This is a genomic window from Stenotrophomonas maltophilia, assembly GCF_001274595.1.
Classification (GTDB): domain Bacteria; phylum Pseudomonadota; class Gammaproteobacteria; order Xanthomonadales; family Xanthomonadaceae; genus Stenotrophomonas; species Stenotrophomonas forensis.
In genome coordinates, this window is sequence record NZ_CP011010.1 from 4158871 (window position 1) to 4172710 (window position 13840).

Sequence of the window (13840 nt, forward strand, 5' to 3'; positions counted from 1 at the left end):
AGGACTCCCATGGACATCCGCCCCATCCTCAGCACCCTGCGCCGGCACAAGACCGCTGCCGCCCTGATCGTGCTGGAAGTCGCACTGACCTGCGCCATCGTCTGCAACGCACTGTTCCTGGTCAGCCAGCGCGTCGACAAGATCAGCATGCCCAGCGGCATCGCCGAGAACGAACTGGTGATGCTGCGTGTCAGTGGCATCGGCGAGCAGACCAATGCCATGGCGCGCACCCGCGAAGACCTGGCGGCACTGCGCGCGATTCCCGGCGTCACCAGTGCCACCATCATCAACCAGGTGCCGTTCCGCAACGGCTCGTCCAGCAGCAGCATCTCCCGCGAGGTCGACCAGGAGCGCCCGACCACGAATGCGTCGATGTACACCCTGTCCGAAGGCGGGCTGGGCACGATGGGGATCAACCTCATCGCGGGCCGCGATTTCCTTCCCGGCGAGTACATCGAGTTCAAGGAAGCCTCCAAGGGCGGTGCCAAGCAGAAGGCCGTCCCGGTGATCCTCACCCAGAGCACCGCCGCGAAGATGGAGCCCAACGGCAGCGCGCTGGGCAAGACCTACTACATGGGCAAGCAACCCTTGAACGTGGTCGGTATCGTCGACACGCTCAGCACGCCCAATGGCTGGAACGACAACTGGACCAATTCGATGCTGCTGCCGCTGCAGCGGTCCTTCGATGAAGGCGGCACGTACGTGCTGCGGACCGATCCGGCACGGCGCCAGGAAGTACTCGATGCTGCGGCCGCGGCGCTGGAACGCATCGACCCCAACCGGCTGATGCGCGACAAGCTGACCTATGAGGACCAGCGCAAGGACTTCTTCAAGAACGACCGGGCAATGGTCGGCCTGCTGATCACCGTCAGCATCTCGCTGCTGGTGGTCACCGCGCTGGGCATCATCGGCCTGGCCAGCTTCTGGGTGCAGCAGCGCAGCAAGCAGATCGGCATCCGCCGCGCGCTCGGCGCTACCCGCGGGCAGATCCTGCGCTACTTCCAGACCGAGAACTTCCTGCTGGCCACACTGGGCATCGTGCTGGGCATGCTGGCGGCCTACGCCATCAACCTCGCCCTGATGAACATGTACGAGCTGCCGCGCATGCCGCTGTATTACCTGCCACTGGGTGCGCTGCTGCTGTGGGCACTGGGCCAGATCGCGGTGTTCGGGCCGGCCCGGCGTGCCGCAGCGGTACCGCCGGCGGTTGCCACCCGGGGCGCCTGAGATGCGCGCCTGCTGGCTGCTGCTGATGCTGCTTCCATCCCTGCCGGCGCTGGCCGGCAGCAGCAGCGCGCAGACGCTGGAGTGGCGCCAGCAGGATGCACGGCTGGCGCTGCGCTCGACCGAGGGCCAGGTGCGGGTGGAAGCCGCAGCCCCCGAAGCCCGCTTCGGCGTGCGCAGCGGTGACCGCATCCTGCGCGTGGATGACACCGCCGTGCGCAGGATCGAGCATCTGACCGAAGCCCTGCGCCACTCCACCGCCCCCACCGCCTACCTGTTGCTGCGCCGCGACAGGCGCGAACTGACCGTGCCGGTGAATGCGGCTGCCTGGCGCTTGGCACTGGTTGCTCCGGCGCCGCCGCCACCGCCCCCTCCGCCGCGGTAGGCCCGGACCGCGCCTGCGGCCACGGGTTTGGCTATGCTTGATGGGTGGCGCCGGGCTCTCCCGGCGTGTGGACACGAACGGCTCCAACGGCGCCGCCCATCCCTTTCTGCAGAACCGCTTGATGCCTTCGATCCTGATCATCGACGACAACGCCAGCGTGGGTACCGCGCTGGACGTGCTGTTCTCCCTGCACGACATCGACACCCTGCAGGCACAGAGCCCGACCGAGGGCCTGGCACTGCTCGAGTCGCAGCCGGTCGACCTGGTGATCCAGGACATGAACTTCAGCGAGGACACCACGTCCGGGGAAGAAGGCGAGGCCCTGTTCGCGCAGATCCGCGAACGCCACCCTGACCTGCCGGTGATCCTGCTCACGGCCTGGACCCATCTGAGCAGCGCGGTGGACCTGGTCAAGGCCGGTGCCGCCGACTACCTGGCCAAGCCGTGGGACGACCGCAAGCTGCTGACCACGGTCAACAACCTGCTGGAGTTGTCCGAGGCGCGTCGCGAACTGGACCGGCGTCGCAGCCGTGAACTGCGCCAGCGCAACGCACTGGAAGAGAAGTACGACCTGTGCGGCGCCGTGTTCGCCGACCCGGCCAGCGAGCGTGTCATCGCCCTGGCCTGCCAGGTCGCGCGCTCGGAGCTACCGGTGCTGATCACCGGCCCCAACGGCGCAGGCAAGGAGAAGATCGCGCAGATCATCCAGGCCAATTCGCTGGTGGCCAAGGGGCCGTTCATCACGGTCAACTGCGGCGCGCTGCCGTCGGAACTGATCGAAGCGGAACTGTTCGGCGCCGAGGCCGGTGCCTACACCGGCGCCAACAAGGCACGCGAAGGAAAATTCGAAGCAGCCGACGGTGGCACCCTGTTCCTCGACGAGATCGGCAACCTGTCGCTGGGCGGGCAGATGAAGCTGCTGCGCGTGCTGGAAACCGGCCGCTTCGAGCGCCTGGGCTCCAACCGCGAGCGCCAGGTCAAGGTGCGCGTGGTCAGTGCGACCAATGCCGACCTTCCGGCCATGATCCGCGACGGCACCTTCCGCGAAGATCTCTATTACCGCCTCAACACGGTGGAACTGGTGCTGCCGCCACTGGCCGAACGCCCGGGCGACATCGTGCCGTTGGCCGAGCGCTTCCTGGCCTCCGACAAGCCACTGTCCAGCGCCGCGGCCACGGCGCTGCAGCGGCATCCGTGGCCCGGCAATGTGCGCGAACTGCGCAATGTGATCCAGCGCGCCCAGCTGCTGGCCACCGGCAGCCGCATCGAAGTGGCCGACCTCAACCTGCCGCGCACTGCGGCGGCATCGCGCCCGGCACCGGTTTCAGGCAACGATCCTGATCGCGCGCGCATCGAGGATGTGCTGGCACGCAACCATGGCGTGATCGCGCAGGCCGCGGCCGAGCTCGGGCTCAGCCGCCAGGCGCTGTACCGGCGCATGGACCGCCACGGCATTCCGCGCGAATGAAGCGGCGCTCGTTCACCTTCCGCCTGTTCCTGCGCCTGCTGCCGGTGCTCGCGCTGGCTGCCGCGTTGCCGTGGCTGCTGGCGTACTGGATGGATCACGGCTGGGTGATCACCACGGTATCGACGCTGGTCCTGCTGTCGCTGATGTGGTGGACCCTGCGCCGCGCGACCGCACCGGTGCGCTCGCTGATGCGCGCGCTCTCCGGCACCACCAGCAGCTACCGCGATGGTGAGTACAACTTCGGCGTGCACTGGCCGGGCAATGATGAGCTGGGCGACCTGGTGCAGGCGCACCGCGAGCTGGGCGATGTGCTGCGTGCGCAGCGGCAAGGGCTGGTGCAGCGCGAACTGCTGCTCGACACCATGGTGCAGAACACGCCGGTGGCGATGCTGCTGATCGCGTCCGGCGGCGATGGCATCGCCCGCGTGGTGTTCTCCAACCTGGCCGCGCGCAAGCTGCTGCACGGCGGCTGGAAGCTGGAAGGCCAGCGCCTGGAGGATGTGCTGGAACAGGTGCCGGTGGAGCTGCGCGACGCGATCGCCCGCGGCGGCGACAGCCTGTTCGCGGTGCATGCCGAAGGCGAGGACGGCGACGAGGAAGACGAGCAGGTCTACCACCTCTCACGCCGCGCGTTCCAGCTCAACGGCCGCCCGCACGACCTGCTGCTGGTACGCCTGCTGACCGCCGAACTGCGCCGCCAGGAGGTGCAGACCTGGAAGAAGGTGATCCGGGTGATCAGCCACGAGCTCAACAATTCGCTGGCGCCGATCGCTTCGCTGGCCCATTCCGGCGGCGTGCTGGTGCAGCGCGAACGCTTCGACCGGCTGCCGGAAATCTTCACCACCATCGAAGACCGTGCGCGCCACCTGGAGGGCTTCATCCGTGGCTATGCGCGCTTTGCCAAGCTGCCCCAGCCACAGCTGCAGACCGTGCACTGGGCGCCGTTCCTGTCCAGCCTGCGCCAGCAGATTCCGTTCACCATGGAGCGCGAGCCGGACGAAGCGCTGAGCAGCCGCATCGACATCGCGCAGTTCGGGCAGGCACTGTTGAACCTGCTGAAGAACGCGCACGAAGCCTGCGCGGAAGCCGACCCACCCAACGATGACGTGCAGGTGCAGCTGACACGGCTGCCGCAATGGCTGCGCCTGGACGTGCTGGACCGCGGCAAGGGCATGAACGAGCAGGTACTGCAGAACGCGCTGATGCCGTTCTATTCGACCAAGCGCAACGGCACCGGATTGGGGTTGGCGCTGACCCGCGAGATCGTGGAGGCGCACGGCGGGCGGGTGTCGCTGCAGAATCGCGGCGATGGCGGGTTGTGCGTGTCGATCCTGCTGCCGGCGGGTTGAGTGGATCGATGGGGTGGATCCACGCCATGCGTGGATGTGCCGACCGAGGTCGGCCCCTACCAGACCCGTCGCATCGCCACCCGCAGGTGCATCGGAAACCCGAGCGCAGCCTCTTCGGCCATGACGGCGCGCAGGCCGTCGTTCCACTCCGCCTCAGGCACTACGTCGAACCCTTCGCTGGCATAGAAGGCTGCATTCCACGGCACATCGCTCAAGGTGGTCAGCACCGCTGCAGCAAAGCCGGCGGCCCTGGCCTGCGCCAATGCATGCCGCAGCAACGCACGGCCATGGCCGCGACGCGCATGCACCGGGTCGACGTCCATCTGCAGCACATGGAATTCACCGCACAACTCGCCCGCCAGCAGGTAACCGGCAATGCCGCCCCCGGCGGCATCCACGACCCATAGCTGGCCACGCTGAAGGCCATCGCGCAGTGTCGCCAGATCCAGCCCATGACCCGCGAACACGGGATAGGCCTCGTGGCCCTTCAACACCTCGCCAGCGCGCTGCTCGATGCCCGGCAGCACGCCGAGTTCATCGGCATGCGGAACGCGGGGCTCAGGACTTCTTGAGCGGGCGCTTCCAGCCATCGATGGTTTCCTGTCGCGCACGGGCCAGGGTCAGCTTGCCGTCCGGGGCGTTGCGGGTGATGACCGAACCGGCGGCGATGGTCGCACCGTCGCCGATGGTCACCGGTGCCACCAGCGAGCTGTTGGAACCGATGAACGCGTTGTCGCCGATGGTGGTGGTCGACTTGTTCACGCCATCGTAGTTGCAGGTGATGGTACCGGCACCGATGTTCACCTTGCTGCCGATGACCGCGTCGCCCAGATAGGTCAAATGGTTGGCCTTGCTGCCGACGCCGAGGGTGACCTTCTTGGTTTCGACGAAGTTGCCGACGTGCACGCCATCGGCCAGCATGGTACCTGGGCGCAGGCGCGCGAACGGGCCGACCAGCGCAGCGCCCTCGGTGACCACGCCTTCCAGATCGCAGTGTGCGCGCACTTCGGTGCCCGGCCCGAGGTTGACGTCCTTCAGGCGGTTGAACGGGCCAACGGTGACGCCATCGCCGAGCACGATGTTGCCTTCCAGCACGACGTCGACGTCGATCAGCACATCGCTGCCGACGGTAACGGTGCCGCGGATATCCAGCCGCGCCGGATCACGCACGCGCGCCCCCTGCGCGCACAGCGCACGCACCGCGCGCCGCTGCCAGGCCCGCTCCAGCTGCGACAGCTGCCAGGGATCGTTCGCGCCTTCGGCCTCCTGCGCGTCGGCGACCAGCGCCATCTCGGCCGGTGTGTACTCGTGGGCAGCAAAGGCGAAGACATCCGTCAGGTAGTACTCGCCCTGTGCATTGCTGTTGGAAAGCTGCGACAGCCAGCGGCGCAGTGCGGTCGACTCGGCCGCGATGATGCCGGTATTGATCGTGCGCACGCGCAGTTGATCGTCAGTGGCATCCTTCTGCTCGACGATCGAGCCGACCTTGCCCTCGGCATCGCGCAGCACGCGGCCGTAGCCGGTGGGATCGTCGACCTCGGCGACCAGCACCGCCAGGCGGCCCGGCTGCGCCAGCAGGTCGCGCAGGGTCTGCGCGCGGATCAGCGGCACGTCGCCGTACAGCACCAGCACCTGTGCGGCATCGGGCACCTGCGGCATTGCCTGCGCCACCGCATGGCCCGTGCCGAGCTGCTGGGCCTGCTCGGCCCACTGCAGGTCAGGCTGGCCCGCAAAGTGCTGCCGCACCGCTTCACCACCATGACCGTAGACCACGTGGATAGCGGCAGGCTGCAGCTCGCGTGCCGCGGCAATCACATGTGCCAGCATCGGCTCGCCGGCGATAGGCTGCAGCACTTTCGGCAGCACCGATTTCATGCGCTTGCCCGCGCCGGCGGCGAGGATGATGACGTGCAGGGGTTGGGTCATGGCAACGGCAATCTGTGGTTCGTTGCCGATGATTCTAGTGCGTGGGCCGCTAACATGGGGGCCTGCCCGTCCTCACGCCAACCATGAGCCTGCTCCGCCAGGGAAGCGCCTACCTCGTCATCGGCGCACTGCAGCTGCTGCTCGACTGGGCGGTGTTCGTGCTGGCCACGGCGGCGGGCGTGCCCGTGGTACCGGGCAACCTGGCCGGGCGACTGGCCGGCATGCTGCTGGGTTTCTGGTTGAACGGGCGGATCACCTTCGCCACGGCCGATGGCCAGCAACGGCTGGGCTGGCGCCGCTTCGCGCGCTTCCTGCCACTGTGGCTGCTGCTCACCACGGCCAGCACGCTGCTGGTATCTGCCGCGGATCATGCGCTGGGCCTGCAGTACGCCTGGCTGGCCAAGCCGCTGGTGGAAGGCGGGCTGGCCGCTGTCTCGTTCCTGCTGATGCGCTACGTGGTGTATCGCTGATACGAGGTGGGGATCCGGATCTGTAGAGTCGACTGTCAGTCAACTGCCCTTCGATCAGGCCGCGAAAACCCCGCGCTGCGCGCGATAGTCGACCAACGGTCGACTCTACCCAGTGCGGTCGGCACCAACAAAAACGCCGGCGCAGGGCCGGCGTTCTCGTGGGTGCAGCGTGAACCTCAGTGCTTGAGGGTCTTGCGCAGGCGCTCCAGCGCCTGCAGCTGCACCACGGCCTCGGCCAGCTTCTGCTGGGCTTCGGCAATTTCCATGGCTTCACCACGGTTGGCCAGGATGCGCTCGGCTTCTTCCTTGGCCTTGCGGACCGAGGCTTCGTCGATGTCCTGTGCGCGGATCGCGGTGTCGGCCAGCACGGTCACCACCTGCGGCTGCACTTCCAGGATGCCGCCGGAAATGGCGAAATCCAGCTGCTCGCCGTTCGGCGTGGTCACCACCACCTTGCCTGGCTTCAGGCGGGTGATCAGCGGCGCGTGCTTGGGCGCGATGCCCAGTTCGCCCAGCTCACCGGTGGCCACGACCAGGGTCGCTTCGCCACGGAAGATTTCCTGCTCGGCGCTGACGATGTCGCAACGGATCGTGCTCATGCAAATCTCTTCGCTGTTCGCGGCGGCGCAATGCCACCGTGGGAGTCCACCGGTGCGGGCGGTTGCCCGGCACCGGCGTCAGGTCGGGCAGGATCGCTCCCGCCCGTCCCGGATCAGGCCTTCTCGGCCATCTTCTTGGCCTTCTCGACCGCTTCTTCGATGCCGCCGACCATGTAGAACGCCTGCTCCGGCAGGTGGTCGTACTCGCCATCGACGATGGCCTTGAAGCCACGGATGGTGTCCTTCAGCGGCACGTACTTGCCCGGCGAACCGGTGAACACTTCGGCCACGTGGAACGGCTGGCTGAAGAAGCGCTCGATCTTGCGGGCGCGCGACACGGCCTGCTTGTCCTCTTCGGACAGCTCGTCCATGCCCAGGATCGCGATGATGTCCTTCAGTTCCTTGTACTTCTGCAGGGTCTGCTGGACGCGCTGGGCGGTGTCGTAGTGCTCGTGGCCGATGACCAGCGGGTCCATCTGGCGGCTGGTGGAGTCCAGCGGATCGACGGCCGGGTAGATACCCAGCGAGGCGATCGAACGCGACAGGGTGACGGTCGAGTCCAGGTGGGCGAAGGTGGTCGCCGGCGACGGGTCGGTCAGGTCGTCCGCGGGAACGTAGACGGCCTGGATCGAGGTGATCGAACCGTTCTTGGTCGAGGTGATGCGTTCCTGCAGGACGCCCATTTCCTCGGCCAGGGTCGGCTGGTAACCCACGGCCGACGGCATACGGCCCAGCAGTGCCGACACTTCGGTACCGGCCAGGGTGTAGCGGTAGATGTTGTCGACGAACAGCAGGACGTCCTTGCCCTTGCCGTTTTCGTCCTTCTCGTCGCGGAAGTACTCGGCCATGGTCAGGCCGGTCAGGGCGACGCGCAGACGGTTGCCCGGCGGCTCGTTCATCTGGCCGTACACCATCGCCACCTTGTCGAGGACGTTGGAGTCCTTCATTTCGTGGTAGAAGTCGTTGCCCTCACGGGTACGCTCACCCACGCCGGCGAACACGGACAGACCGCTGTGCGCCTTGGCGATGTTGTTGATCAGCTCCATCATGTTGACGGTCTTGCCGACGCCGGCGCCGCCGAACAGGCCGACCTTGCCGCCCTTGGCGAACGGGCACATCAGGTCGATGACCTTGATGCCGGTTTCCAGCAGTTCGGTGGCCGGGGACTGGTCTTCGTACGACGGGGCCGCACGGTGGATTTCCCAGCTGTCGCTGGCGGCCACCGGGCCGGCTTCGTCGATCGGACGGCCGAGCACGTCCATGATGCGGCCCAGGGTGCCAGCACCGACCGGCACGGAGATGCCGCGGTTGGTGTTGGTGGCGATCAGGTTGCGCTTCAGGCCATCGGTGGAACCGAGGGCGATGGTGCGCACCACGCCGTCGCCCAGCTGCTGCTGGACTTCAAGGGTGATTTCGGTGTTGTCGACCTTCAGTGCGTCGTACACCTTCGGCACCGACTCACGCGGGAATTCGACGTCGACGACCGCGCCGATGATCTGAACGATCTTGCCCTGACTCATTGCTGCATCCTCTAATGTGTGCTTTGAACGAACGCGGTCAGACTGCTGCCGCGCCGCCGACGATTTCGGAGATTTCCTGGGTGATCGCTGCCTGGCGCGCCTTGTTGTAGACGAGCTGCAGGGTGCCGATCAGCTTGTTGGCGTTGTCGCTCGCCGCCTTCATCGCAACCATGCGTGCGGCATGCTCGGAGGCGACGTTTTCCAGCAGTGCCTGGTACACCAGCGACTCGATGTAACGCGTCATCACGTGCTCCAGCACGGTCGCGGCATCGGGTTCGTACAGGTAATCCCAGTCGTGGTGAGCGACCTGCTTCTCAGCCGGCGGCAGCGGCAGCAGCTGATCGAAGCTGGCCTTCTGCGTCATGGTGTTCACGAAGCGGTTGTAGACCAGGTACACGCGGTCGACCTTGCCTTCGGTGAAGGCGTCGAGCATGACCTTGATCACACCGATCAGCGATTCCAGCTTCGGCACGTCGCCGATGTGGGTCACGCTGCCGACCATGTTGACCTTCACGCGGCGGAAGAAGGTCGATGCCTTCTGGCCGATGGTCACCAGGTCCACTTCGGCACCCTTGTCCTGCCATGCCTTGGCTTCGCCCAGCATCTTGCGGAACAGGTTGTTGTTCAGGCCGCCGGCCAGGCCGCGATCGGAGGAGATCACGATGAACCCGACCCGCTTGACCTGCTCGCGCTCGACCAGGAAAGGATGCTGGTAGTCGGTGCTGGCCTGGGCCAGGTGGCCGATCACCTGCTTCATCGCCTGCGCGTACGGACGCGAGGTCTTCATCCGATCCTGCGCCTTGCGGATCTTGGAGGCCGAGACCATTTCCAGGGCGCGCGTCACCTTGCGGGTGTTCTGCACGCTCTTGATCTTGGTTTTGATTTCGCGTCCGCTTGCCATCTCTTGTTTCCCGTGGCGCGGGGCTGATGCCCCGCGTTGTTCAACCGTTTGTCATCTGGTCCAGCGGAGCCGGTGGCTCCGCTCTACAGGACCGCGATTACCAGCTGCCGGTGGTCTTGAACTCGGCGATGCCCTTCTTGAAGGCACCTTCGATGTCGTTGTCCCAACCGCCGGTGGCGTTGACCTTGCTGACCAGCTCGCCCTGGGTGTTGGCGAAGTGGGCGTGCAGGCCTTCTTCGAACGCCAGCAGCTTGTTGACCGGCACGTCGTCGAGGTAACCCTCGTTGACGGCGTAGATCGACAGCGCCTGGTTGGCGATCGACATCGGCGCGTACTGCTTCTGCTTCATCAGCTCGGTGACGCGCTGGCCACGCTCCAGCTGCTTGCGGGTCGCTTCGTCCAGGTCCGAGGCGAACTGCGCGAACGCAGCCAGCTCACGGTACTGGGCCAGCGAGATACGGATGCCGCCCGACAGCTTCTTGATGATCTTGGTCTGGGCCGAGCCACCGACGCGCGACACCGAGATACCGGCGTTCACGGCCGGGCGGATGCCGGCGTTGAACAGGTCGGTTTCCAGGAAGATCTGGCCGTCGGTGATCGAGATCACGTTGGTCGGAACGAAGGCGGACACGTCGCCGGCCTGGGTTTCGATGATCGGCAGCGCGGTCAGCGAACCGGTCTTGCCGGTGACCTTGCCTTCGGTGAACTTCTCGACGTATTCCTCGGACACGCGGGCTGCGCGCTCGAGCAGGCGGGAGTGCAGGTAGAACACGTCACCCGGGTAGGCTTCACGGCCCGGCGGGCGCTTCAGCAGCAGCGAGATCTGGCGGTAGGCCACGGCCTGCTTGGACAGATCGTCGTACACGATCAGCGCGTCTTCGCCGCGGTCCATGAAGTACTCACCCATGGTGCAGCCCGAGTAGGCGCTGATGTACTGCATGGCAGCCGATTCGGAAGCGGTCGCGGCCACCACGATGGTGTGGGCCAGCGCGCCGTTCTCTTCCAGCTTGCGCACGATGTTGGCGATGGTCGAAGCCTTCTGGCCGATCGCAACGTACACGCACTTGATGCCGGTGCCCTTCTGGTTGATCACCGCGTCGATCGCCATGGCGGTCTTGCCGGTCTGGCGGTCACCGATGATCAGCTCGCGCTGGCCACGGCCGATCGGGATCATCGCGTCGACCGACTTGTAACCGGTCTGCACCGGCTGGTCGACCGACTTGCGCCAGATCACGCCCGGAGCAACGCGCTCCACCGGAGCGGTCAGGTCGGTGCCCAGCGGGCCCTTGCCGTCGATCGGCTCGCCCAGCGCGTTCACGACGCGGCCCAGCAGTTCCGGGCCAACCGGCACTTCCAGGATGCGGCCGGTGGTCTTGGCGACGTCGCCTTCGCGCAGGTGCTCGTAGTCACCCAGGACCACGGCGCCGACCGAGTCGCGCTCCAGGTTCAGGGCCAGGGCGAAGGTGTTGTTCGGCAGTTCGATCATTTCGCCCTGCATCACGTCGGCCAGACCGAAGATGCGCACGATGCCGTCGGACACGCTGGTCACGGTGCCTTCGTTGCGCGATTCCGCGGCCAGCTTGACCTTCTCGATGCGGTTCTTGATCAGTTCGCTGATTTCGGAGGGGTTGAGCGTGGTTGCCATCGTCAAGTCCTAGTGCCGGCAGCGGGGCCGGACGTTAAATGAATTCAGTTAGCGAGCGCGGTCTGCAGACGGGCCAGCTTGCCCTTCAGCGAACCATCGATGACCACGTCGCCGGCGTCGATCACGGCGCCGCCGATCAGCGAGGCATCGACCGCGGTGGTCACGTCGACCTCGCGGTTGAAGCGCTTGCGCAGCGCGACCTTGATCGCATCCAGCTCACCGGCCGACAGCTCGGCCGCCGAGGTCACGGTGGCCTTGACCACGTGCTCGGCTTCGGCGCGCAGGGCATCGAACATGCCGGAGATTTCCGGCAGCAGCGGCAGACGATGCGAGTCGGCCAGGATGGCCAGGAAGCGCGAGTAGGTCTCGCCGTGGGTCAACGGCGCCAGCAGGGCGACGGCGTCGTCACGGCCCAGCTCCGGGTTGGCGAGCAGGGCCGCCACGCGCGGATCGGCGGCGACGTGGGCGGAGAACGCCAGGGCGTCCGACCACGGCGCGAACGCGCCTTCGTCGCGCGCGGTCGCGAACGCGGCGCGGGCGTACGGGCGGGCAAGCGTGAGGGCCTGGCTCATCCTTAGATCTCCGAGGCCAGCTCGTCGAGCAGCGCCTTGTGGGCGTTGGCGTCGATTTCGCGCTTGAGCAGCTTTTCGGCACCGGTCACGGCCAACGCGGACACCTGCTTGCGCAGATCTTCACGGGCACGGTTGGCGGCGGCGTCGATTTCAGCCTGGGCCAGTTCCTTCTGACGGGTGGCTTCGGTGATCGCTTCGTTACGGGCAGCATCAACGATCTGGTTGGCGCGCGCGTGGGCCTGGTCGATGATCTCGTTGGCCTTGGTGCGTGCTTCTTTCAGCGCTTCGTTGACCTTCTCCTGCGCCTGGGCCAGATCTTTCTGGCTGCGGTCGGCAGCAGCGAGGCCTTCAGCAATCTTCTGCTGGCGCTCTTCGATCGCGTTCATCAGCGGCGGCCAGATCTTGGTCGCGATGATCCAGATCAGACCAGCGAAGGCGAGCGCCTGCGCAAGAAGGGTGAAATTGATATTCATGGTTAGCTCGATCGCTGGTTTCGGGGTGGACGCGCCGCCGAAGCGGCGCATCCGGCCTTCATCCGAAACCGGGTGCATCAGCACCCGGTCGTCTCAAACCGCTGTATCAGCCGGCCAGAGCCTTGGTGACGGCGCCAGCAAAGGCAGCCGACAGCGGGTTGGCGAAGGCCAGCAGCAGGCCGACGGCGACCGAGATGATGAACGCGGCGTCGATCAGGCCGGCGGTGATGAACATGCGGACCTGCAGGACCGGGATCAGTTCCGGCTGGCGGGCGGCCGACTCCAGGAACTTACCAGCCATGATGGCCAGACCCAGGCCAGCGCCCAGCGCGGCCAGGCCGATCATGATGCCGACGGCAAGGGCGGTGGAGCTCTGAATCTGCGCGAAGTTGGTCAGGACGGCGAAGTACATGGTTATCTCCAGGAACTAAGTTGCTAAGGGTGATGAAACGGATGAAGGTGAAACTGGTTGAAGCTTGAAACTCAGTGAGCGTCTTCCGACAGGCTCAGGTACACGATCGACAGCATCATGAAGATGAAGGCCTGCAGCGGGATCACCAGCAGGTGGAACAGCATCCAGCCCAGACCGAATGCACCACCGGCAATGGCACCGAAGAAACCGGCACCACCCAGCACCCAGATCAGCAGGAACACGATTTCGCCGCCGAACATGTTGCCGAACAGTCGCATCGCCAGCGAGATCGGCTTGCTCAGCCACTCGACGATGTTGAGGATCAGGTTGAACGGCATCATCCACTTGCCGAACGGCGCCGTCAGGAATTCCTTGATGAAGCCCAGCAGGCCCTTCGACTTCAGTGCGAAGAACAGCATCAGGAAGAACACGCTGATAGCCATGCCCAGGGTGGCATTGACGTCGGCGGTCGGCACTGGCTTCCAGTAGTGGATGCCCGCCCATTCCAGCGGCTTGGCGATGAAGTCGGCCGGGATCATCTTGATCAGGTTCATCATCAGGATCCAGAAGAAGATCGTGATGGCGATCGGCGTGACCAGCTTGCTCTTGCCGTGGTAGGTGTCCTTGGCCTGGCGGTCGACGAACTCCAGGCAGATCTCGACGAAGGCCTGCCACTTGCCCGGCACGCCGGCGGTGGCCTTGCGGGTGCCCAGCCAGAACGCGACGACGATCACCAGGCCCATCAGGACCGCGGTGAGGAAGGTATCGACGTGGATATGCCAGAACATACCCTCACCCTTGCCGACCGGCGCGGTCAGGTTGTGCAGGTGATGCTGGATGTAGCTGGTAGGGGTTAGAGCCTCGCCCGCCATGTGTCCGGAACCTTCAGTTAATTG

15 protein-coding genes are annotated in these 13840 nt (G+C 65.8%); 5 read left to right on the plus strand and 10 right to left on the minus strand.

Features of this window, described 5'->3' with window-relative positions:
* Positions 1 to 9: 9 nt before the first annotated feature.
* The 4 genes from VN11_RS18920 to VN11_RS18935 all read left to right on the plus strand — a co-directional run bounded on the left by VN11_RS18920 (position 10) and on the right by VN11_RS18935 (position 4426).
* Positions 10 to 1227 carry an ABC transporter permease gene (locus tag VN11_RS18920; protein WP_053450856.1) on the plus strand — a complete coding sequence of 406 codons (1218 nt, stop codon included), beginning with the start codon at positions 10 to 12 and terminating at the stop codon, positions 1225 to 1227.
* Between the two features lies 1 nt (position 1228).
* Positions 1229 to 1609, plus strand: a complete 381-nt coding sequence (locus tag VN11_RS18925) for a PDZ domain-containing protein (RefSeq protein WP_053450857.1) — start codon at positions 1229 to 1231, stop codon at positions 1607 to 1609.
* 121 nt (positions 1610 to 1730) lie between these two features.
* Positions 1731 to 3077: a sigma-54-dependent transcriptional regulator gene (locus VN11_RS18930; RefSeq protein ID WP_053451385.1), complete on the plus strand. Its 1347-nt coding sequence runs from the start codon at positions 1731 to 1733 to the stop codon at positions 3075 to 3077.
* Positions 3074 to 4426 (plus strand): sensor histidine kinase, encoded by a 1353-nt coding sequence (locus tag VN11_RS18935; protein WP_053450858.1) that lies wholly within the window; start codon positions 3074 to 3076, stop codon positions 4424 to 4426. The genes VN11_RS18930 and VN11_RS18935 overlap by 4 nt, the downstream gene beginning before the upstream one ends.
* Positions 4427 to 4482: 56 nt before the next feature.
* Here VN11_RS18935 and VN11_RS18940 read toward each other — a convergent pair whose 3' ends face one another.
* Both VN11_RS18940 and glmU read right to left on the minus strand, forming a co-directional pair.
* On the minus strand, positions 4483 to 5016 hold the full coding sequence (locus VN11_RS18940) for a GNAT family N-acetyltransferase (protein ID WP_053450859.1): 534 nt from the start codon (positions 5014 to 5016) through the stop codon (positions 4483 to 4485).
* A complete protein-coding gene (gene glmU, locus VN11_RS18945; protein WP_053450860.1) occupies positions 4985 to 6352 on the minus strand; it encodes a bifunctional UDP-N-acetylglucosamine diphosphorylase/glucosamine-1-phosphate N-acetyltransferase GlmU in 1368 nt (455 codons plus the stop codon). The genes VN11_RS18940 and glmU overlap by 32 nt, the downstream gene beginning before the upstream one ends.
* A gap of 83 nt (positions 6353 to 6435) precedes the next feature.
* On the opposite strand from glmU, the gene VN11_RS18950 reads away from it, so the two are divergent.
* The gene (locus VN11_RS18950) at positions 6436 to 6822 is read left to right on the plus strand and encodes a GtrA family protein (RefSeq protein WP_053450861.1); all 387 of its coding nucleotides are present in this window, start codon (positions 6436 to 6438) and stop codon (positions 6820 to 6822) included.
* A 176-nt stretch (positions 6823 to 6998) separates the two neighbouring features.
* On the opposite strand, the gene VN11_RS18955 is transcribed toward VN11_RS18950, so the two are convergent.
* The 8 genes from VN11_RS18955 to atpB all read right to left on the minus strand — a co-directional run bounded on the left by VN11_RS18955 (position 6999) and on the right by atpB (position 13816).
* Positions 6999 to 7421, minus strand: coding sequence for a F0F1 ATP synthase subunit epsilon (locus VN11_RS18955; RefSeq protein ID WP_006471332.1), 423 nt, complete (start codon positions 7419 to 7421; stop codon positions 6999 to 7001).
* 113 nt (positions 7422 to 7534) lie between these two features.
* The gene (gene atpD, locus VN11_RS18960) at positions 7535 to 8941 is read right to left on the minus strand and encodes a F0F1 ATP synthase subunit beta (RefSeq protein WP_006471333.1); all 1407 of its coding nucleotides are present in this window, start codon (positions 8939 to 8941) and stop codon (positions 7535 to 7537) included.
* Between the two features lie 37 nt (positions 8942 to 8978).
* Positions 8979 to 9842: a F0F1 ATP synthase subunit gamma gene (gene atpG, locus VN11_RS18965; RefSeq protein WP_006471334.1), complete on the minus strand. Its 864-nt coding sequence runs from the start codon at positions 9840 to 9842 to the stop codon at positions 8979 to 8981.
* Between the two features lie 97 nt (positions 9843 to 9939).
* Entirely contained in the window at positions 9940 to 11487 is a 1548-nt protein-coding gene (gene atpA / locus VN11_RS18970) for a F0F1 ATP synthase subunit alpha (protein ID WP_008266965.1), read from the minus strand.
* 44 nt (positions 11488 to 11531) lie between these two features.
* A complete protein-coding gene (locus VN11_RS18975; RefSeq protein WP_053450862.1) occupies positions 11532 to 12059 on the minus strand; it encodes a F0F1 ATP synthase subunit delta in 528 nt (175 codons plus the stop codon).
* Positions 12060 to 12061: 2 nt separating this feature from the next.
* On the minus strand, positions 12062 to 12532 hold the full coding sequence (locus VN11_RS18980; RefSeq protein WP_005419512.1) for a F0F1 ATP synthase subunit B: 471 nt from the start codon (positions 12530 to 12532) through the stop codon (positions 12062 to 12064).
* Between the two features lie 106 nt (positions 12533 to 12638).
* On the minus strand, positions 12639 to 12944 hold the full coding sequence (gene atpE, locus VN11_RS18985) for a F0F1 ATP synthase subunit C (protein WP_005411133.1): 306 nt from the start codon (positions 12942 to 12944) through the stop codon (positions 12639 to 12641).
* A 71-nt stretch (positions 12945 to 13015) separates the two neighbouring features.
* Positions 13016 to 13816 (minus strand): F0F1 ATP synthase subunit A, encoded by an 801-nt coding sequence (atpB, locus tag VN11_RS18990; protein ID WP_049466592.1) that lies wholly within the window; start codon positions 13814 to 13816, stop codon positions 13016 to 13018.
* Between the last annotated feature and the right edge of the window lie 24 nt (positions 13817 to 13840).